This window comes from Sphingobium sp. YBL2 (assembly GCF_000943805.1).
In the GTDB taxonomy this organism is placed as follows: Bacteria; Pseudomonadota; Alphaproteobacteria; order Sphingomonadales; family Sphingomonadaceae; genus Sphingobium; species Sphingobium fuliginis.
In genome coordinates, this window is sequence record NZ_CP010957.1 from 206,757 (window position 1) to 227,637 (window position 20,881).

The following is a 20,881-nucleotide window of genomic DNA, read 5'->3' on the forward strand; positions in this document are numbered from 1 at the left end:
GGTCCTCCTGCGTGTAGAAGCATGAAAAATGCCGGCCTAGGCCGTAGACTCATAAGCACGGAGCCAAAGGCGCACTGAGGCAAGTTGGACCATGGCGAGGAAGTTCTCCGCTAACTTATCGTAGCGGGTGGCGACGCGGCGGAAGTGCTTCAGCTTGGAGAAGAACCGTTCGATCAGGTTGCGCTCGCGGTAGAGGCGCTTGCTAAAGCAGGGCTTCCATTTCCGATTGGATTTGGCCGGGATGTTGGGCGTGGCTCCTTGCTCTTCGATCAGTTCACGGATGCGGTCAGCGTCATAGGCCTTGTCAGCGAGCACGATGGTATGCGAGCCGAGATGATCAAGCAGCGCGTCGGCGACCTGCCCATCATGCGCTTGTCCAGCAGTCAGGCCGAGCCGGATCGGGAGGCCTTGCGCATCGACGACCGCGTGGATTTTGGTCGTAAGTCCGCCGCGTGATCGACCGAGACAATGATCTCGATCCCCCTTTTTGCCGTCGCGGCCTGCTGGTGAGCGCGAACGGAAGTGCTGTCGATCATCTGGATGTCGCCATCGTGGGCGGCGGTGATGGCGTCCATCATCCGGTCCCAGACGCCCGCCTTCCGCCATCGCACGAAGCGGTTGTAGCAAGTTGTGCGCGGGCCATAGCGTTCAGGCAGATCGCGCCACGGCGCACCGGATCGCAGCACCCAGAAGATGCCGTTCAGCACGCGCCGGTCGTCGACACGCGGCACACCTCGCGGTTTGTTGGGCAGCAGCGGTTCGATCACGCGCCACTCGAAGTCGGTCAGGTCATATCGGCTCATGCTGCCGCTGAATCAGTATTCGCCTGCGAAGAAAAGCCTTTCTTCTTGCCCTTCGCTCACGCAGAATAGGTGTATGGCCGACCATTGTTGTAGCCGCATGGCTTTTGATCTGAACCAGTCTTGCGACCAGCACGCTGGTCGCGCTGATTGTCCGGACGCCCTCATCGACCAGGTTCGTGGCGGTTATGGCATCATCATTCACGATGGTAGTAGCGGCGGTGTGATTGAGATCGCCTTTTGTCCGTGGTGCGGCGCGAAACTGCCCCCGATCGGCGACCTCAACCTGTCGAACCTCCCCGGTGACGACGAAACGGGCGATTAGCTCACCCGTTTATGGGTTCACGACCTAGTATCTCCGGGGCGTCGTAACCCTTGATGGCTTTCGCGCCCGCATTCCAGTTGGTGACGGTTCCATCCGGACCGATCATGTAGATGGCAAATTCGCGGAGCCCTTCGACCAGCAGCCGGAACTGAAGCTCGCTCTCGACAAGCGCCTGTTCACGCCGTTGCCCGGCTGTCACATCGGCCGTGATCAGCGCGAAACCGGTGAGATGGCCATGCCTGTTCCAGACCGGATCCATCACGATGTGCGCAAGAAAGCCGGGGCCCGCTTTGCAAAGTTGCCAGCCCTGCGTTTCGAAGCGGCCACTGCGCGCAGCTTCAAGAGCATGCTGGGGAAGCCCGGCTTGACGCTCTTGCGGCGTAAACAGGACGCTTAAATGCTTTCCTATGATCTCGCTGGCGGCATATCCTCTCGACCGCTCCGCACCGGAGCTCCAGCTCACGACATATCCCTGCGGATCCAGCATGGCTGTCGCCAGTTCGGCGAAGGAACCAAGCGGGTTATCGAACTGTTCGTTCGCCTCGGACTGCTTGAAGGTGGGCTTGACCATCCTTGAACCTCGCAAAACCGACTCACCGAAACCCGCCCCTCCCCGTCAATGGAAGACTAAGGAGGATCGATCAAGCGCGGCGGCGTTGTGCGCGAGCCGCGGCGGCGGGTCTTGGCCAGCGAAATCCGATGTTTTTGCCAGGGCGCGCCGTGTTAAGACCATGCATCATCCAGTCCTGCTGACACCGGATGGAGCGCTCCCGCTCCGCATCTGGACCTGCCGCCGCGCGCGGGCAATCGCTGCCTGCAGTTCGTGCTGACGGAACGGTTTGGTCATGCGCACGATATCGGCAGGCGTCGCATCAAGCCCGTCATAGCCAGAGACGAGGAGAATGGGCACCTGCGGATAAAGATCCGCGACGCGGTGGACCAGATCAAGCCCTGTCATGCCAGGCATGACATGGTCGGTTATGAGAAGCGCCGGCCGCAGCCCCTCCTCTAGCCTGACAAGGCACGCTTCTGCGCTTTCAACCTCGACGACCTTATACCCCTCTTCCCGCAACATTGCAGCGGTGCCCCTTCGCACCAGATTATGATCGTCCACCACGACCGCAATGCCTTCGACCTCCATCACCGCGTTCGCGATCCTGGGAGCCGGCCGCTGGGTCTCCACATCATGGGTTATCGGCAACCAGAGGCTCACCTGGGTGCCTGCCCCGGGCTCGCTGGCGATGCCGATGACGCCCCCAAGCTCCTGCACGACCCCATGCACCATCGACAGGCCCAACCCCGTGCCCGAGCCGTCGCCCTTGGTCGTGAAGAAGGGCTCGAGCGCCATCGTCCTGGTCGCCTCGTCCATGCCCTCGCCCTGATCGGCTACCACCAGCCGGACAAAGCCGTCATCCTTGGCGAAATGGCCTTCCGGGGCCGATGGATAGCTTGCGGAGATGGCGAGAACGCCACCATCGGGCATGGCGTCGCGCGCGTTGACCACGAGGTTGAGGATCGCGATTTCCAGTTGCTGCCGGTCACCCGCGACGTGGGGCAGGCCGGGCGGTGCAGCAATATGGAGCTGGATCCGTCCGCCAACGGTGCTCTCGAGCAGCGACTGCATTCCCTTGAGGAGCGACCTGATGTCTATGACGGCATGCGCGAGCGGGCGCCGCCGGGCGAATGCCAGCAGCCTCTGGACAAGCGCACGGGCGCGTTCGACAGCTTCCATCGCCACCTGGGCCGGCGCGAGGGCAGCCTGTCCGGGAGACCCTGTCTGGAGGATAAGATCCAGGCTCGTCATGATCGGTGAAAGCAGGTTATTGAAATCGTGGGCGACATTCCCGGTCAATTGCCCCATCAGCTCGAGCTTCTGGGCCTGCATGAGGCTCTGATGCGCAGCTTCCAGTTCCTTGGTCCGCTCCTCGATGCGCGCTTCAAGATCGCGATTGAGCTCTGCCAGTTCAGCGACCAGGCGCCCATGCGCCAGCGCTGTCGAGGCTGCCTGCGCCAACGCCTCAAGAACGGCCATTTCATGGGCATCGGGATGGCCGATTGAGGCCCAATAAGCGCCCAGGGCCGCGACAGGGTCGCCATCCCCGATGGGAACCATCGCCATGCTCTTGACGAAGGTCGTCCGGTAGGCATCCTGCGGCACGCGCGGATCAAGGGTGATATCGGCGATGGCGGCGGAAGTCCTGTTCTGCATCGCCCAGCCCGAAACGCACGTATCTTGCGGAAAGCGCTGACCTTGCCACAGCGGCTCCATCGCATCTTCCGCAAGATAATGACATGCATCGCCCTCACGCAACACGATTGCAATGCCATCGGCGTTCGCCGCGGCGCGGGCCGATTGCCGCAGGATTGCCACGACATCCTCCAGATCCCGCGCGGCCGCCAGCCTGGCCATTGCGGCGGCGGCCTGTGACCATCGCTCCGCCAGCATTACAGCGTTTAATGAGTCTCCATCATCTCCAAGGTCGCCGCATTGCGTGTTGGTGTTCTGCATGATCTACCTATGTTTCTTATTGGCCCCAATTGCCGTTCGGTCATGCCACCCTCCGTTTTTCTTCTGTCATTTTCTGTTTTTCACACAAAGCGCTCCTGATGCTTTCCCAAGCAGTCCAGGCTCATCCCGTCGCAAAATCGCGAAGGGGGCCGGCCATGCCCGGGCCATCGAGGCTTATCCTTTCGTCATGAGCAAGGACCACGAACGCGTCCCATCTGGTGGGCGCGTGGCGAGGCTGGCCATTGGGCTTGCGGTCTTCATCCTTCGCCCGATCTTGCGGGGCACGCGGGCAATCCCTCAGCGCAGCCCCAGGCCCGCCATATCCGCCGCTTCTCCAGGATGACCCGGTGCATCATGCCAAGGCACCGCCGGCCTTCGAGAAGGCGCGAAACCGATCCTGGAAATTTCTCAGCGCCATGATGGCTCGCGCATCGGCCGAAACGCCGAGCGCGCGCGTCGGCGAGGGGCGCCCGAAATGATAGCCCTGGAACCAGTCGATCCCGATTCCGCGCGCCAATTCTGCCTGATCCGCCGTTTCAACGCCCTCCACCACGACCTGCGGCGCCAGCGCCCGCGCCAGTCCGACAAGATGCCGGAAGGTCGCATGGCCCTTCTCGTTTTGGCCCGCCTGCTGGACGAAGCTGCCATCGATCTTGATGATATCAGCGCATAGCGCTCCATATTGGATGATCGATCCCCGACCGGCGCCAAAGTCATCAATGGCCACCTGGCAGCCCAGATGTTGCATGAGCGACACGAATTCAGCGGCCTCATCAAGGGAGGCGAAGTCGGCCGTCTCGGTGATCTCGATCACCAGGCGGCGGGCCAGCTCGGGCTCGCGCTCGAGACGTGATCTAAGCTCACGCCACCCGGCATGCCTGCCATAACGGTGGAGTGAGGCGCTCCTCGCGGAAATGTTCACCCCCATGCGGACGTCGTCGTCCGTCTCGAGCTGGTCAAGAGCGCGAGATACCAGCCGGCGATCAAGCTCAGGGGCGAGACCCACGCGTTCGGCAGCCCTGATATTGCCCTCGCAGGAGAACAGCGCCCCATCGTCGCCCAAGACGCGCAGCAATCCCTCGAAATACAGCAAGGGCGCCCTGTCTGCAGGGGAAACGATCGCCTGCCAGACAAGCATCGCTTCGCCACGATCGATTTTCCGAAGCAGCTCCGCTGCCCGGCTCATATCTTCGCGATAGCGAAACAGGTGCCAGGGCTGTTGGATCTTGACAGAACTGCTCTCCAGCTGCCGATAGGCACCGGCCTTGGCGGAATCGATGTCGCCATGTTCCCGGTCCAGCGCCGCGCCGCCGATTTCCGGCACGACATAGAAGCATCCGCTCTCCGAGACGATCGGATGCGACAGGATATTGCAGGCAAGGCGATGGATCAGATGGTCGGGGCGTCCCTCCCCTGCCTCCCATTCGATGACGGCCTCGATGACGCCTGCCGACTCGAGTTCCGTGACGAAGGGTCGGCGTGCAATCCGGTGCATCTCCAACCGGAGACGCTCGAAAGCTTCCTTCCGCGCCGCAAGCCCGAAACTCAACTCAATTTCCTGCAGATTGGCTATCGATGCGACCAGGAGGAACGCTGACGGAAGCGGGCCGCTGTCATCAGGGCAGATCGGCGAAATATCCAGTGCTCCCACCTCAGATCCTTCCAGCACCCATCAACATTGATAAGGATTCGCATGTCTCTGATCTACGTTACACCTCAACCATTCCTTGTCTACTATTTGATAGTGTTTTGCATTGCCATGCATCCGATGGCAGGATATGCGACGAAAGGCCCGCTCATGGACCGCGTCGAGTATCCGCAGGCCTGCCACGCAGCACTCCCTGAGAGCTCCGCCGTGGATCGGCCGGCTGTCTCATCAGGACAGTGACAGACAAATGAGGACTTCTGTGGAACCCACACATTGGCAGCTGGAACTGGCGCAGGCCGACATGGAGATGGCGGCAGATGAACGGGAACGGGCTTTGAGCGACATTTGCTGCCTGGTTCGCAGACATGAGATCAGGCTGCGGGAATTGATCAGTCATCTCCTGCAGGATGGCGATGGCCCTCAAAGATCCTCGACTGTGGGAAAAAGCGACTCGATCAATACCAAGGCAAGTCCTGTAGAAGACATTCACTGCTCGTTACTGGCGCATGTCGCTTTTGCGTCAAAGATTTTACGGATCCCGGAAAACAGGACGATGGCTGAGGCAATCAATGACCATTGACGCGTCACCTGATGCTGGTGACGATTGGGACAGTTCCGGGGCAGCTCTCACCATGATGAATGGTCGTTCATGCGTATCGCCGACCTGCACGCCTCAAGCAGGGGGACCGGTCTCCGCCCGCCCTGGCTCAACATGATGCCGCTCCCATCCACACATACGGCCCAAGTCTTTTGCCAGGAGAACAGGGATCTTGATGCCCGACTACCGCGAACATGGATGGCCAATGCCCCCACATCTTCCTGCGGATGAAGAATGCTCAGGCTCGCACAGGCCCCAAAGCAGGCGCCATCCCGCCCATGCGTGGCTCCGGGCGGACGATTATGCCCCGGACCATTCGCCGGACCTCGCCGAGAGGTGTGAAAGACTGGTGCAGTGGGTTTCGCGCTGGAGTGGACCTGTGCTCCTTGGCCTTGCCTTCCTGGGCCTGGGATGGCTGGTGACGCGGGGCTGAGTTGGCGGCGCACGGCGCGTCAGCCATTCTTCCTGTCCGTTAATCGGAACGCGCCGCCGGACCGCAGGTTCAGGTTTCGGACCAGAGGCGCAGCAGATTGTGATAGACACCGGTAAGCTGCAGCACTGCATCCTCGTCGGCGCCATCGAGGGTCAGCTTCTGGATTGATGTGTCGAGTTCGAACAGCATGCGCCGCTGCCGATCATCGCGTATGAGACTCTGTATCCAGAGGAAGGAGGCGAGCCGTTCACCGCGGGTTACAGGCTCAACGCGATGAAGACTGCTCGAAGGATAGATGATCGCATCGCCCGCGGGAAGCGCCACGCTATGCTCGCCATAAGTGTCGCTGATGATCAGCCGGCCGCCATCATAGTCATCGGGATCGCTCAGAAACAGGGTGCAGGAGATATCCGAGCGCAATTGCTCTTCCTCGCCGAGGCTCATCACGGCGCCGTCGATGTGAAAACCATATTCCCCGCCACCGGCATAGCGGTTGAAGCGCGGCGGCAGGATCTTGCGCGGCAAGGCCGCGGCGAAGAAAAGCGGGGTCCGCCTGAACGCGGCAAGTACCGCCTGGCCAAGTTCAGCCCTCAGCGGCGATGCGTCAGGCAGCTGCTGGTTATGCTTGACCCTGGCCCCCTGCGGGCCAACCGTCTCGAGACCGTCTGTCCAATCGCTCGCATCCAGCCTGCGACGAAATTCCGCCACTTCCTCACCTGTCAGAACATGGGGAATGTGCAGCAACATGGAAGCGTCCGATACATCAAGAAATGGCGGAGGATATCCCCCGCCATTGTCTTTTGCCCTACAGGGATCAGAAACGGAAGTCGGCGCTGAACAGGAAGGTCTGCGCCTGACCTGGCGTGTAGCGGTACCCGCTCTTGTTGATTGCCACGACATACTCCTTGTCGAACAGGTTATAAGCGTTCACGCGCAGCTTGACGTTGTCCGTCAGCGCATAGGACAAGATCGCGTCCACAACCGTATATCCTTCGGTCCGCTCCGGGGTGCCCACCGCGCCATCGGTGCCGCGATGCAGGCCGCTGACATAACGGACGCCGCCGCCGACCTCCAGCCCGAAGGGCATGCGATAGGTGGTCCAGGACGTGAAGCTGTCGTCGGGCGCGTAGGTCAGATTATAGCTGCCGTCGACCGCGATTGCCGAGCCGTTCGTAACCTTGGTCTTTTGATGGCTGTAACCGGCCGATATCGTCCAGTCCTCGGTGATATTGCCGACCACCGAGAGTTCCACGCCCCTCACCCGCTTCGACCCGCTCTGCACGTCGGAAGGATCGGACCCGTTGATCTCGTTGAGGACCTTGGTCTGGAACACCGCGGCGTTGACAGCCAGCATGCCGTTCAGCGCGGACCATTTGACGCCGGCCTCGATGGTCTTGGCCTTTTGCGGATCGAGATTGGGATTGTTGGCGTTATCGCCCGTCGCGAGCGTGAAATTGTCGCCGCCCGGCGGCTGCTGCGAGAGGGCATAGTTCACGTAGAGGCTAAGCGGTTCTACCGGCTTGAAGACCGCGCCCAACTTCCAGTTGAAGAGCGTGTCGCTCGCGCTCAGATCGGCCGTCGTGACGATGGAATCGACCGGCTGACCGCCGCAGGGGACGGCTCCGCGGCCCGTGCCGTTGTTGCACAGCGCCGTGCTGGTGTAGCTGGTCTTGTAGTGATCGACGCGCACCCCGCCCGTCACCAACAGCTGGCCATCAAAGAATTTCGCGGTGTCGAACGCATAAAATGCCTGCGTGTTGGTCTTGCCCCGCGAAAGAGCGCCATTGCGCGCATAGCCAAATGCGCTCGTGTCGTTCCAGTTGGGATTGTAGAGATTGGCGACAGGCAGCGCGCCCGTCGTGCTGTTGCCGTAGATCACCTGCTTTTCACCCGTGATCTCCACGCCGACGCTCAGGCTGTGCTCCACAGAACCGGTCGCAAAATCCGCACGCAGATTGAGCTGGTCGGTCAGGATGCGGTTCCTTGCGTCCCTGATCGTGGGATTGCCGCGGGTCATCACATAGGTGGACAGGTCCGCAGGATCGCCAGCCGTGATATTGGCGCCCGTCGACATGAAGGCCGTGAGCAGATAATCCTGCTCCGTTTCGCCCCAGCGGGCGATATTCGTCAGTTTCACGCTATCGGAAAAATCATGTTCGAGGATCAGTGACGCCATTTTCGCCGTGACATTGTCATGGTCGCGCCGCGTGCCGTAAAAATTCGTCGAATCAACCGGATGTCCGACCAGCGGCTCCAGCCCCGCCTGCGGCTGCCAGCCTTTGAGGCCGATCGTGGGGACATTGCCGTCCGGGATATTGTCCTGGTCGACATAAAGGAAATTGAGGAAGGCGCGAGTCTCTGTTCCAAGCCCCAGCCCCAGCGACGACGCCAGCCCCAGTCGCTTGTTGTTCACATGATCACGGCCAGCAACATCGCTGTCCTGCCAGACCGCGTTCAGGCGAAAAGCCGCGTTGGGCAACGCCTCGAGCGGCTGGTTGATATCGGCGGTCGCTCGCGTCTGGCCGTCAACGCCAACGGAAACGGTGCCCGAGAGCAACGCCTCCTGGGAAGCCCGCTTGCTGACCATGTTGATGGCGCCGGTTGGCGCGGTACGGCCATTGTCGGTCCCGGCAGGACCTTTCGTCACCTCGACCTGCTCGGTGTTGAAGATATCGCGGGAGATCGAGCCCAGGTCACGCACACCGTCAACAAAGATGCTGTTCGAGGTGTCGAAGCCACGCATGCGGATCGCGTCCCCGGTCGTCGTGTTTCCATTTTCGCCGGCATAGAAAGTTCCCACGCCAGGGCTGTTGCGCAGGGCTTCCGTCAGCGTCGTCGCGCCCTGCTGGTTGAACAGCTCCTTGCTGATCACCTGAATGGTCTGCGGTGTATCCTGCAAAGGCTGGGTAAATTTGGGTGACGAGACGCGATCGACCTTGATGCCTTGCTCGTCGAGCGCCGTGTCAGTGACGGTGACGCCGCCAAGCCGGGCGGTGGGCGCCTCCTGGGCGCCGGACTCCTGGGCCATGGTTGGCGATGCCGCAAGGCCAAAACAGCTCAGCGCAAGATAGGTTGGAGCGGCGGACGCCAGCGATGCGCGGAGACGCGACAAGGACATGCAATAACCCCCTTCGCACATGGATTGGAAACAGATGCGCCGCTAATGCGAGCTATTTGCATCTAATGCAATCCCCTAATCTTCCGTCGCGAATGCTTGTCCGATCCTTGCCGATTGTTATTTCCAAGCGCGCTGAACGAACTTTTCAGGGCATACTGCTGCGGCAAGCATCGATGCGGCGCCGCATGAACCGCCCTTCTCATGGCAAGCCGTTTGCCGATCACTGCAATAAGATGGCAACAAGGCCGTGCCTGAGGCGGGCTCAACCATGCCTTCCCCGCTCAATGTCACGGCCCGCAAAGAAGGGCGCCATAGCGCTCGACAGCGAAACCGCCCTGCACCTGCGCACAGGACAAATCCCGCCCCTGCACGGCGCATCGTGCGACCGCCCGCCCATAATGGTCGGTGTCAATCTGGCGGCAGGAAACCGCTTGTCCCGCCACCAGCGATCGGAGATTGCCTGTGCTTGCATAGGGGTCCCCGGTCGTGCAAGCGCGGCCGGGCCGGCAATGGCCCGGCAGCTCCGGCGCATCGATCGAGGACAGGCGAATGCGCCTCGCGCCGCACCGTAACGTGTCGCCGTCCAGAACCTGTGGGCTGACGCACCCCACCTCTGACGTGGGGTCATGACCGGTCAAAGACCAGTCAGGCAGCCTGCCTTCGAGTTGAGTGACAACCAGGCCTATGGCAAGGCCCGCGATAATCGCTGGTGCGATTAAAGAAAGCACCCCGCGGCTCCTGGCGCCCTGCTTGATCCGGCGGCGACGAAAGGGCCTGACTTTGGCATGCCGCCGTCTGGGCGGAGCTCCCAGCATCCTGCGGAAATCGAAATCATTCTTCATGAGGGTCTTATCTACACGCTGCCGCCGTCTGTCATCCAGTCCGTGGCAAGACCCGATGATCGCTCATTGGCGCGTCCACATGAGGCTCAACTCGGCCCATCCTCTGACAGGGTCGCGTCCGTCAATGTGGTGTAAAATTGGGTGTGGCCAACAGGTCGACATCCAGTCGGCGTTTCCGGCTCGTAAGATGACAGCTCGTTCGCTTGCGACAAGCAGACGCCGCGATTTCCAGTCAGGGCGATGCTCCTTGGGCAAACCGCACCATGTCAAAGGCAGCAGGGGGAAGATGGCGCCTGAGGAGGCCTCATCCGGGTCAGGCTGCCTCCGCCGACGCCATAGTCTGACCCGGCAATTTGCACATCTTTCAGCGGCGGTGATTACGCACGTTCGAGGCCGGGGCGATGACCCGCGCCCGCATCTTCCAAGCCTTCATGTCGATAATCTCGCAGCCGGACGCGGAAATCGCCTTTCGAGGCGCAGACCCTTCCTCATCAATCGCTACCAATCCTAACCAGGCTTTGCGCGCCAGCCCTATCACAATCAGCACCGCAAGGATTGCGCTGCAATCGCGGCACCAATCCAACAGATCGCAGGTCCCAGGAACGATCGAAACCGATTGGCCCAACTCCAGAACCGCACGAAACAGGACGAGCCTCTCGCCAACGCGCAATAGTCCCGCGTCCCCATAGGCCACCCATGTGACAAGGGTCAGAAACGAAAATGCGAGAAGCTGCAAAAGCATGATGGACACGGCGGAAGACCCCGATACATCAAAAAGCCAGATGCCCGCCCCTGCCCCGGCTACGCCGGCCCAGCAAAAGGGCCTGGCAAAAGATGCAGCGATATTCCGTCTCACAAGCAATCCACGCCAACGAGGTTATGCCTATCCGAAACCGGCCCTTCGATCCTGCAAAGCATGTCTGCCACGATCTCCGCCAAGCCATGTCCGCTCGGCCGTCCCGCCGAAAACTCCTGCAGCATGATGGCGGATCAATGCATGCCAACTCTGATTCCGGCTGCCCCGAACCGCAAATCAACATGTATCCAGGTTCCGCCCCGACGCCCGCCAGAATCGCGCCTGTCTCGCATTTGAAGAGCTTTCTGACCTCAGACACACCGGCCATCGATCAATCGATTCTTTACCAGGACTTGCCATTGTCGCTTCCGCTTGTCCACCCGCAGCATAGGCGTTGCGGACAGCGATGGGGATGGAGCGAAAGCTGCAAGATGCAAGAATTCGATTCGAAGGAATTAACGGGCAGCCCCGCGATGCATCGTGCGGCTATCGAGACGGCGCAAACACCCTTTAGTTTACGCCCCTCTTGCAACCCATTAAAAAGTCTTCAAATATCTGTGCGGATCGCGGCAGCAAGCATGTCGTTAGATATATATCCCTGTGCTTAATTATATGTTAATAAATGGTTTGCAAGATGGGATGAGCATTGTTATCTTGCATTCGATGATTCTATATTTCGACTGTGAAGAAGCTGGGGCGCAAAATGGTAAGTATCGATGACGAAAAAGGCTCTCTCGTATCACTGACTGCTAATATCGTGTCGGCAAATGTTTCCAACAACCCCATGGCCGTTGGAGACCTGTGCGAAATGATCAAAAGTGTTCATTCAGCCTTGTCCAAGCTGGAATCTCCGGAAGAAGAGAAAACCGCGAAGCGTGATCCTGCCGTTCCTATCCGTTCCTCCATCAAGGAGGATTATATTGTTTGCCTCGAAGACGGCAAGAAGCTGAAGACGCTCAAGCGTTACCTCAGGGCCCGATATCAGATGACCCCGGAGGAATATCGCGCCAAATGGGGACTACCCGCCGACTATCCCATGGCTGCGCCGAGCTACACGAATCAACGACGGGAACTCGCCCACAAGATCGGCCTGGGCCTTCGGGCCGAGCCAAAGGGGAAGCGGACCGCAACCAAGCTGCCCTCGCCCGTGGAAAAGGATGCTCCCAAGCCCCCTGCTACGTCTTCCCGCCGTAAATCAGGGCGTGCGGCGAAAGTCTAAGCGCGCGGATTTTCGTTCCGATCCCAAGGGCCTCCCAGCGCCAGCGTTCTGAGAGGCCCACAGCCACCGCGCAATGGAGGCGCGCCTCCATTCCATGCGATGGCCCCGCAAGACCCAGGAAATTCGACGGCCCTTGCTGGGCGCCCGGCCTGTGGCGCTTTAGCCCAAAATCCTGCTCTTTTTCCTTTTGGTGCCGCTCATCGGATCCGATCCTATGAGCCACGCTGCCAGCCTTGATTCAGGCCGCCAGCGAATCAAACAGGCTCGCCTGATTGTCCCTTTCGACGATCTCCAATTTACCCGGGACATAACAGCCCGCCGCTCTCAAGCCGCCGACCGTGCTGGCGTCGATATGAACCTGGAACGCACCCAGCAATGTGTCCCCCACCGGGCGCCCCAATCCCAGCGGCTCACAATCCCAGCCCATGGACATGAGCTGCCGGGACCAGACCAATTCCATCACCGTCGTATAGGCCGTGATTCCTGTTAACAGCCCATATTCCACAAGCGCGCTCGCCAATTGACGGCTGACCATCCGCCGCTCGCGCAGGCGCAGGCCTGGCGAGATACACAGCTGCGTTACCTCCCGAATGGAAATTCCGCTGGGCGCAGGCGTGTCACACAGGTCTGGAAATACAGAACCCAATATGTGAGGCCGGTCCGTCCGCAGCAACCGCAAGGATCCCATGCGTCTATTCGTCAGGGGATCGCGCACCACCAGATATTCGGCGAATTTGTCGTCATACTCATCTGGGTCGAAGGGAAGCTCGGTTATCGCATCGACCGGAACGAGATCGCACGAAGCGCTGTCTCTTTGCCAGCAGTTGGCGCAGGCGGCAGGCAGAGCCTTTCTGTCGCAGACGATGTTGACCAATCGTGGCGCAGCAATTTCGGCACTGCTGCCACCGGAAGATAGCCCAATAGGGCGATTAGCACTTCCCATCCGCCTCACTCGCTAAAATTCATGAGAAAATCAGCGCTCCGCGGCCGGTCACGCCCATCATTGTCGTTCGTCTCGAAGGCAAAAGAACAGCGCACCGTCCGCTCGAATAGCCCGCCTTCCAATTGCTTCTTCATCCTTCAAACCGGGCCCGTTACGTCCATCCCGTGCGTGTCCGGCGCATGGTTATGAGGCCGTCCCGGTCACGATACAATTCCGACAGCCTTGATCTTCAACAGAAATTCTTTGCTCGAGATAGCCTCCCGCCCCCTATCGTCAACCAGCTCGAGAGGACAAGGCCAAAACGGTCCCAAGAGGAAATTAACCCAGGATAGCCATATTCTACCTTAACCTTGCATAAACGAGCCGCAGCTGATGGCCGGTCAACACCCCCGATTCACCCCAGCTCGCCCATTATTGCCAGCACTATGCCCGTTCCTTTCCGATCTTATGCACATCGTACCAGCCGCAGCTCCGGATCCGACTTCTCGCTCAGCATATCGAGATATCCCATAACTTTTAGAGCATGGAACCTTCTGCCAGGCTGTCCCTTTCTGGGCGCGGCAATCTGCGCGCGCGACCGCGCTCTTCCATTGCGTCCAGACGCTACGGCATCCCGCAATGTCGGGGAGATGTGATTGTAAACGCGCGTCACTTTGCCCTAGACGAGGGCACGGATGGTTCGGCCTTCGCAAAGGATCGGAAAATGAATGAGACCCTGCCGCACGAAGCATTGGTGCTCATCATCGATGACGTGCCGGAGATCGTCGATGAGCTTGTCACCATGCTTTCGCTTCTTGATATCCCTGCCATTGGGGCCGGATCCTTGGCGGCCGCCATGGCGGCGCTCGAAAGCGCGCCCTTACTCAAGGCGATTGCTTGCGATGTCAGGCTTGCAAGAGAATCGGGATTGGAAATCCTCGAGCTTATTGCCCGGCATCCGCACCTATCCACCCGTGCCTACGGTTTCGTGTTCATGACCGGAGATTCCATGCGGCCGGAGGTCACCCTCGCGCGCAAAGAATATCATCTGCTCTCAAAGCCGGTGCAACCACGCGCGTTCATCGAGATTTTGCAGCGAATGCTGGCTGCCCCGGACGCTTCGAATGCTTGAGCGGTTTCAGCATTTAACTGGTGGCAACCTCGCGGCTCTTCCTGGACGCCGCGCGTCCATATGTCTGGCAGTCATTCTCATTGCAACGCTGAGCCTGACACCCATATTCGGCCGGGCGCCCGCCGCTACGCTGGTGTTTTTCCTGGCCTGGCTCCTCAAACGCCACTGGGCGCTGCCGCGGATGCTGCTGATATTCGCGGCCTTTGCGCTCGCGCACATGCAATGGGCAGGCGGTCTCCAGGCCCTGGCCGCGGCCTGCGTTTTTCTCGTGGCCCACGGATTGCGTAAATGGGTTCGTCAATCCGCCGATGCGACCCTCCTGGCGTGCTGCCTGATTTTTCCAGTCATCCTCGTCGCAGGCTGGGCGCCACTCGAAGAGGCGCTGCGTTGGGCGGCTGGTTTCACACTGGGAGCTGCCGTAGCGGATCTGGCTGTCGCTACGGCATGGCAAGACAAGCGCGTTTCGCCTGACGGCGAGACGGCCAATCTCGCGCCGATCGCTGCTCTTGCCGCCATCATCAACATCCTCACCATTGTCATCCTCGACATAATGGTCGGCGCCCTGGCGAGATCGGTCGATGACAAGCTTGCTCTCACCTTCGCCTTCATCGGCGAGCGTCTGACCCTCCCGGCATTTTTGATCCTGGCCCTCCTGCTCCAGCTATACGGCCGCCAGTTGGCGCGCGCACTGGAAGCAAGAGCAGATTTTACGCCCGCCTGGCTCCTGCCCGGAGCGGATGCCGCAAGGAAAGCCGCCGCACAGGATAGCGGATCGGTGGCTTATGAGGAAAATCCCGGCGCCTTGGTCGACGCCTCAGGGACGCCCGCCTTCCGATCAATTTCGGGTATTTGCTTCGATGCGCACGCGGGAAGGCTCCTTTTTTGCGAAGACGCTGCCTCACACCCAGGCAGCCTGCAGATTCATCCCGCCGACGCGAGCCGAGTGATCGAAAGCGTGGGCCGTGGCGACACGATCCTCACATTCCGCGCCATGACAGGCTCGGTTTTTGAGCCAATGCTACTCGCCATGACCGGCCGGACAGGAAAATGGCGATGGGAGTCCGGCATCCTCCTCCACCGTGGCGATCAGCGCCCCTATTCCATCGCGCTGGCGCAGCGAGCGCGCCTCGCCGACCTGGGCGCTCGCATCATGGCCATCGCCCACGAACTGCGCCAGCCGCTGTTTACAATCTCGGTGGCGGCAGAGAGCCAGCGTCTCATGCTCGCCAGAGCGGACAGGTCCGACAGAAGCACGGGCCAGGTTGCGGTGCGCGCCGAGCGCATCGCCGAGCAGGTGAGCCGCGCCACGGCAATCATCGACCGGACCCTCAGTTATGGCCGCACCAGTGCAAACACGGCAGCCGAACTGGATGTGGCAGAAACATTGCGCCGATCCTGCGCGTTTCTGGCCCCCCTGCTGGAGGAGCGCGCGATCGAACTCGATTTCTCGATAGAAGATGGCAGGCACTGCACCATCATGTCGCCGGTCGAGCTGGAGCAGGTTTTCGTCAACGCTCTGCAAAACGCCGCCGACAGCATCGTCAGCCGGCGGCGCGAAGGATGGACCGGGACGGGACGCATCACATGTTCCGTGTCGACTTGCGACGGCCTTGTTTCCTGTATCATAGCGGACAATGGCGCGGGCGTAAGCCCCCGCCATGCCGAGGCCGCCTTCAACGCGTTCTTCTCCACCAAAGCGGATGAAGGGACAGGGCTCGGGCTCTTCATCACGCGCGAGATCATCCTTCGCGCGGGCGGCAATGTGAGCCTTCGCCCCTCCTTGCACGAAGGCGCGCTGCTCGCGATCGAGCTACCCGCAACGGCCCATGCCGCTCAGATGTCGTCGCGCGCCAGCCGGATCGTGAACTGAGCGAGGCCATGCTTTTCCGGCGCGCGGCGGAAATCGCCGTTGCCCGCGCGTGCAATCTGCTCGAGCAGCCATAACGTCGTCTCATCAATCGGACCGGCAGGACAGCGCCTCGCGGTCTCATCCTCGCACCAGATAGCAATCACGACGAATGACGGACTGAGTTCGGCATGGACATGGACGAGACCCTTGATCTTGCGTCCATCGGCCAGGACGAATGTTCCAAATGAACTCAAGAGCGCCGCGACCGTCATCATCTCCAACATGCCATGCCGCCCGGCAAGGGGATAATCGAGCGCGTCGCCACCCAGGCGCACTCCGACGCCGCCATGGCGAACATTCGAGCGCGTGGCGGCCACCGCCTGTTGCAGCGCGCTTTTGACGTTCAGCAGTCCCGTTTCCCGGTCGCGGTCTCGGCCAAACCAGCGGAACAGATTGAGAATGGAGGCCGCATGCTCTGTTTGCGCGGCAATCCGGTTCAGCCTTTCGTCGAATTGCGCTCGCTGCAGAGGCGGCATCTCCAGACGTCCCATGATATAGCCCAGATTGCCGTTGGCCATCGAGATGACATTGAGCGGTTGTGCCAGGTCATGCAGCATGCCGCTGGTCACCCGCCCCAGCAGAAGATCCCGCGAGACGTCAAGAATGCTCATGTCCCTGGCTACGGGGAGGCCGCCATCGGACAGTTCGAGCTGTCTCACCAATGCAGCGCCCAATGCTCCAGCAAGGACGCTACCCAGGACGATCAGGGCTGCGGCATGGTCCGCCCCCACGCTGACCGACAGGCAAATGGATGCGATGGCGCCCCCAAGGCAGATCGCCCATAGCGGTCCCGGCAGGAACATGGCCACAGGCATCCTCCTGTAGGGCAGGAGTGCGCCTAACAGGAGCATGGCGACAAGGAGCCAGTGATGGCCTGGCACGCGAGCCACCAGGCCCATGATCATGAGCAAACCAAGGCAAGCGATGCCGATCAGCGGCCAAAGCCGGCGGCGAAGCGCCATGAGGGCCCCCGCGCACGCAGCGCCGAGCGGCGTCAGGGCTGGGAGGAACTGCGCCGTGCCCGCAATGCCGACAATGGAAAAGGTCAGGACGGGCAGATAGAGGCCGCGCGGTGCGCTCCAGGTTCGCCGATCGTCCCTCACAAGATCACTTCGCGCAGCGGCGCGCCCCAATAGGCTCCCAATCCCTGATCGGCGCCCGTGTCGCGGGCATCCCGCAGGTCCGCCTCCGAACTGATCCGTCCGATTGTCGTCCTGATGCCCCGTTGGCGGCACAACGCCACGATTTCTCGCTGCAGCGCGCGCTCCTTCCCAGGCGGCATAGCGGGGCCGCAGCCATCCAGCCTGATTTCGCTCAGCGGAAGCCTGGTCCACGGCTCCCAACTCTCGGTGGCTTCATCGCGCCTGCCCAGCGCGACATGGAATCCAGCTGCCGCGCAGCGCTCCGCCGCCTCGCTCAGGTCCAAGGCACGAAGCGTGCTTGTGGCGAGCGCGACGTCCACAAGAAGGCCATCGGGATCCACCCGCGCATATCTCGTAAGCAGCTGCATTTCTCGAACAAATTGCGCGTCGGCGAAAATGTCCGCCGAGCAGGAAAAGGCAACCGGCACCTTCGCTCGCGCCCTGGCAAGGCGACCGGCAAGGCCAAGGGCCGCCTCTGCCGCCCAAATGGTCCCTGCAAAGCTGTCATGATCCGGCGAGACGCCTGCGCCCTCCTGCCATGCCACTGCTTCATAGCCGACAACAGCATCCCCGGTCAGCGCATGCTTCGTCCTGAATATGAACCGTCCGGGCATTCGAACCGGACCGTCCCCGGCCCGCTGGCCCACAGAACCATCGCTCCCATTCCCGTAATTCCGAAGAAAGGCAGCGACGCGAACCGGCGTCAACGGCTTCATCAGCGTTCCAATGACGTGAAGGCCGCCAACGTTCCTCACGGCAGGGATATCGATTCCGTCATCCACCAGAAGGATTGCCCAGGACACGCCTCTCGCAGCGGCGATCGCAAGATGCGTTTCCCAATCGCCCTGGTCAGCGATGTCCACCATGACCAGATCAAAGCACCGGTCTTCGCTCCACGCTTCCCAGCCTGTCGCGCTGTGGCCCAGAAGGCGCAGAAATTCCGCGAGTTCGACAGCCGCCGCCCCGTCATCGATCATCAGGAGGATATCAAGCCCGCTTTTCAGAAAAATGGCCTTCAATGCTCAGGTTGGAGGATGTCCCATCCGTGACCGTGAAAGCCCCGGCTTACAACAGGAACGGCATGAATGCTCCCCAATACCCATTTTCATGTCCCGAACGTCAAGGATTGGGAAACGGTCATATAGCATCCGGACGCAATCATGCTTTCTATATACGCAACGTCCATGGAATGACCGTCATTTTTGCGCAAATCCGGCGTTACAATCAAAATGGTTCCATCTCCATTCCCTGATTCTGCGCTGAACGGTTACTTAACCGTGCTGAACGGCGACCGTTCTGTTGATTCGTAATGTTCATGCCCGTCGGGCGTATTTTTGCGTATGCGCAAAGGGGGGCCGAATGCGCCTGGGAATGCGGGCTAGAGTGACGGTTTTCGTCGGGCTGGTGGTTGCGGCCTGTTTTCTGGTCCTCGGCATCAGGGAGCTGACGCGCACGCCGCCGTCTCCGGCACAGGCTGCCAGCCCGTCCCGCCAAGGTGCCGCAACCGCGCCGTCGCCTGTATTTCTCTCGGCCGTGCGGCCCATCAAGACCGGGGAGACAATCACCGCGGACATGGTCCGCAACAGGCCAGGCGATCCGCAGCGCTATCCCTATGCCGCGACAGCCGCCGAAGTGATCGGCAAGGTCGCCACGCGTGACATCGCAGCCAACATGCTTGTAGCGCGCGACGCAGTGGGCGCTGAGACGAAGCTGGCTATCCGGGTGCCCATCGGCATGCGCGCGGTCAGCATCGACACCACCGCCGAAATCGCGGTGGCTGGGCTGGTAAGACCAGGAGACCGCGTCGATGTCCAGGTGATCTACCCAGGCGCCGACGCCATCAGCGGCGCGCGCGGGATGGGCCGCAGCCGCGCCGAAACGCTCCTCCAGATGGTTCAGGTTCTCGCTGTCGGCGAGCTTGTGGTGGGCGCAAACCAGAAGACCGGCCCCGACGGCCAGCAGAGCACGCCGCAGCCTCCCGCCCGCACCGTTACCCTCGCCCTCACGCCCGAACAGGTCTCGACCCTGTCGCTCGCCAAGAGCACGGGCGGTCTCTATCTTTCGCTTCGCAACCCCATCGATGATCAGAAAGTCGCCGTGGCCGCGATGACCTCCCGGCCCTCGCTCGCCGCACCGGGCGAGCGCGACGCGACAGCACCGCCACCGCGCGCTGCCGCGCAGCCCAAGCGCGCTGCGCGGCAGCCGTCGCACGCCATCGAACTGCTCGTGGGAGACCGCCGCGAGGTCATCTATTCCGGGAGCACTGCGCGATGAACAACTGGCGTATCGCCGGGCTGATGGCCCTTACCGCCCCCCTGCTGGCCAGCAATTCCGCTTTGGCGCAGGACGGGGAAACGATCTCTGTCCGGCAACAGCGGACCTTCTCCTATCCATCGCCGATCGGCCGGATCGCGATCGAGAAGGAAGGCGTCGTGTCGGTCGCCGCCCCGTCCGCAAAGTCACTCCGCATCACGGGCATTGGTCCTGGCGAGGTGACGGTCAATGTCTATGGAACCAACGGCCGTCTCATCGCCCAAACGCCTGTAAGCGTGGTCGCAGCTGCCGGTTCGACTGGCGGAGATGCCAAGGCTCTTCCTGCCAGTTTCTCGACCCGCGGCGAGCAGGTGGTCGCGGTCGACGTCCAGTTTGCGGCCATTTCCGCGTCAACTCTCAAGGCCCTTGGTTTCAACTTCTCCAAGCTGAGCGGCGATCTGCAGGGCGCGATCGTCTCGCCCAGCACGTTGAACAGCTACTCCATGTCGCCCAATCTGTCGCTCGAATCCACAGCGCCCATCCAAAACGCGTTCAATCTTTTCCTTTCCGCGCCCAATCGAGGCATTGGCGCCGTATTGAGCGCGCTCTCCTCCAATGGCCTTTCCCAGCTTCTGGCGCAGCCCACGCTTCTCGTGCGCTCGGGCGAACAGGCAAGCTTCCTTGCAGGCGGCGAATTTCCGGTTCCCGTTCCGCAATCGTCGGGCGGAGCCGGCAGCACCATTTCCATCCAGTATAAGGAATTTGGCGTTCGTCTGTCGGTCGCCCCCTTTGTGCTTTCCAAGGATCGCATCGTCCTGAAGATCGCACCAGAGGTGAGCGAGCTCGACTATAATAACGGGGTCCAGCTTCAGGGCTATGTCGTTCCCGGCATCCGGCGGCGATCGGCCGAGACCACGGTGGAACTGGGCAGCGGCCAGAGCTTCGTCATTGCAGGCCTGAGCTACAGCAGCAGCAACGTCTCCAAGGAGAAAACACCACTGCTCGGCGACCTGCCGATACTCGGCGCCTTCTTCAAGCGCCAGCAGACCCAGAAGGAACGGCAGGAACTCATCATCGTCGCCACGCCGCGCCTGGTTGGGCCTGTCGATGCCAAGGATGCGCCGCCGCTGCCGGGAAGCGCCACGGCGTCGGTCGATCCGGGCCTCGCCGACATGGTCACTGGAGCAGATGGCGTTGAACAACATGCCGCCCCCTTCGGCGTGGTGAGGCGCTGA

General features: G+C 61.1%; 19 protein-coding genes. 8 read left to right on the plus strand and 11 right to left on the minus strand.

Going from position 1 to position 20,881, the window contains the following annotated elements; translation table 11 throughout:
* Positions 1 to 36 precede the first annotated feature (36 nt).
* Positions 37 to 803, minus strand: a protein-coding gene (locus TZ53_RS26510; RefSeq protein WP_157009864.1) for an IS5 family transposase whose coding sequence is annotated in 2 segments (ribosomal slippage) — positions 37 to 491 and positions 491 to 803 — 768 coding nt in all. Because the reading frame shifts where the segments join, the coding sequence is not laid out codon by codon here.
* A gap of 97 nt (positions 804 to 900) precedes the next feature.
* On the opposite strand from TZ53_RS26510, the gene TZ53_RS24515 reads away from it, so the two are divergent.
* Positions 901 to 1,125 (plus strand): DUF6980 family protein, encoded by a 225-nt coding sequence (locus TZ53_RS24515; RefSeq protein ID WP_238320196.1) that lies wholly within the window; start codon positions 901 to 903, stop codon positions 1,123 to 1,125.
* A 1-nt stretch (position 1,126) separates the two neighbouring features.
* On the opposite strand, the gene TZ53_RS24520 is transcribed toward TZ53_RS24515, so the two are convergent.
* From TZ53_RS24520 to TZ53_RS25810, 3 genes are all read right to left on the minus strand, one after another.
* On the minus strand, positions 1,127 to 1,696 hold the full coding sequence (locus TZ53_RS24520; protein WP_044663485.1) for a PAS domain-containing protein: 570 nt from the start codon (positions 1,694 to 1,696) through the stop codon (positions 1,127 to 1,129).
* A 165-nt stretch (positions 1,697 to 1,861) separates the two neighbouring features.
* Complete coding sequence (locus TZ53_RS24525; RefSeq protein ID WP_238320197.1) at positions 1,862 to 3,535, minus strand: ATP-binding protein; 1,674 nt, start codon at positions 3,533 to 3,535, stop codon at positions 1,862 to 1,864.
* A 451-nt stretch (positions 3,536 to 3,986) separates the two neighbouring features.
* Complete coding sequence (locus tag TZ53_RS25810) at positions 3,987 to 5,285, minus strand: EAL domain-containing protein (RefSeq protein ID WP_052628299.1); 1,299 nt, start codon at positions 5,283 to 5,285, stop codon at positions 3,987 to 3,989.
* A gap of 256 nt (positions 5,286 to 5,541) precedes the next feature.
* Between TZ53_RS25810 and TZ53_RS24535 the strand changes: the two genes are divergently transcribed.
* Positions 5,542 to 5,862, plus strand: coding sequence for a hypothetical protein (locus TZ53_RS24535; protein WP_044663487.1), 321 nt, complete (start codon positions 5,542 to 5,544; stop codon positions 5,860 to 5,862).
* 520 nt (positions 5,863 to 6,382) lie between these two features.
* On the opposite strand, the gene TZ53_RS24540 is transcribed toward TZ53_RS24535, so the two are convergent.
* The 4 genes from TZ53_RS24540 to TZ53_RS25815 all read right to left on the minus strand — a co-directional run bounded on the left by TZ53_RS24540 (position 6,383) and on the right by TZ53_RS25815 (position 11,024).
* Positions 6,383 to 7,060, minus strand: coding sequence for a Fe2+-dependent dioxygenase (locus tag TZ53_RS24540; protein WP_044663488.1), 678 nt, complete (start codon positions 7,058 to 7,060; stop codon positions 6,383 to 6,385).
* 67 nt (positions 7,061 to 7,127) lie between these two features.
* A complete protein-coding gene (locus TZ53_RS24545; RefSeq protein ID WP_443216151.1) occupies positions 7,128 to 9,452 on the minus strand; it encodes a catecholate siderophore receptor Fiu in 2,325 nt (774 codons plus the stop codon).
* 266 nt (positions 9,453 to 9,718) lie between these two features.
* Positions 9,719 to 10,069, minus strand: a complete 351-nt coding sequence (locus tag TZ53_RS27300) for a thermonuclease family protein (RefSeq protein WP_172668350.1) — start codon at positions 10,067 to 10,069, stop codon at positions 9,719 to 9,721.
* Between the two features lie 568 nt (positions 10,070 to 10,637).
* A complete protein-coding gene (locus tag TZ53_RS25815) occupies positions 10,638 to 11,024 on the minus strand; it encodes a hypothetical protein (protein WP_172668351.1) in 387 nt (128 codons plus the stop codon).
* A gap of 727 nt (positions 11,025 to 11,751) precedes the next feature.
* On the opposite strand from TZ53_RS25815, the gene TZ53_RS24555 reads away from it, so the two are divergent.
* Positions 11,752 to 12,288: a MucR family transcriptional regulator gene (locus TZ53_RS24555; RefSeq protein WP_443216152.1), complete on the plus strand. Its 537-nt coding sequence runs from the start codon at positions 11,752 to 11,754 to the stop codon at positions 12,286 to 12,288.
* Positions 12,289 to 12,526: 238 nt separating this feature from the next.
* Here the strand turns inward: TZ53_RS24555 and TZ53_RS24560 are convergent, their stop codons facing one another.
* Positions 12,527 to 13,162: an acyl-homoserine-lactone synthase gene (locus TZ53_RS24560; RefSeq protein ID WP_052628301.1), complete on the minus strand. Its 636-nt coding sequence runs from the start codon at positions 13,160 to 13,162 to the stop codon at positions 12,527 to 12,529.
* Between the two features lie 772 nt (positions 13,163 to 13,934).
* Between TZ53_RS24560 and TZ53_RS24565 the strand changes: the two genes are divergently transcribed.
* Positions 13,935 to 14,342: a response regulator gene (locus tag TZ53_RS24565; RefSeq protein WP_044663489.1), complete on the plus strand. Its 408-nt coding sequence runs from the start codon at positions 13,935 to 13,937 to the stop codon at positions 14,340 to 14,342.
* The gene (locus TZ53_RS24570; protein WP_044663490.1) at positions 14,335 to 16,212 is read left to right on the plus strand and encodes a sensor histidine kinase; all 1,878 of its coding nucleotides are present in this window, start codon (positions 14,335 to 14,337) and stop codon (positions 16,210 to 16,212) included. Before TZ53_RS24565 ends, TZ53_RS24570 begins: the two co-directional genes overlap by 8 nt.
* Here the strand turns inward: TZ53_RS24570 and TZ53_RS24575 are convergent.
* A complete protein-coding gene (locus tag TZ53_RS24575; protein ID WP_157009886.1) occupies positions 16,176 to 17,156 on the minus strand; it encodes a hypothetical protein in 981 nt (326 codons plus the stop codon). The two genes, TZ53_RS24570 and TZ53_RS24575, sit on opposite strands and share 37 nt — an antisense overlap.
* Positions 17,157 to 17,350: 194 nt before the next feature.
* Positions 17,351 to 17,821, minus strand: a complete 471-nt coding sequence (locus TZ53_RS27305) for an EAL domain-containing protein (RefSeq protein WP_238320198.1) — start codon at positions 17,819 to 17,821, stop codon at positions 17,351 to 17,353.
* A 153-nt stretch (positions 17,822 to 17,974) separates the two neighbouring features.
* Here TZ53_RS27305 and TZ53_RS27310 point away from each other — a divergent pair, with 153 nt between their 5' ends.
* From TZ53_RS27310 to TZ53_RS24590, 3 genes are all read left to right on the plus strand, one after another.
* Positions 17,975 to 18,442 (plus strand): hypothetical protein, encoded by a 468-nt coding sequence (locus TZ53_RS27310; RefSeq protein ID WP_172668353.1) that lies wholly within the window; start codon positions 17,975 to 17,977, stop codon positions 18,440 to 18,442.
* Positions 18,443 to 18,776: 334 nt separating this feature from the next.
* On the plus strand, positions 18,777 to 19,667 hold the full coding sequence (gene cpaB / locus TZ53_RS24585) for a Flp pilus assembly protein CpaB (protein ID WP_337589261.1): 891 nt from the start codon (positions 18,777 to 18,779) through the stop codon (positions 19,665 to 19,667).
* Entirely contained in the window at positions 19,664 to 20,881 is a 1,218-nt protein-coding gene (locus TZ53_RS24590; RefSeq protein ID WP_044663493.1) for a type II and III secretion system protein family protein, read from the plus strand. Before cpaB ends, TZ53_RS24590 begins: the two co-directional genes overlap by 4 nt.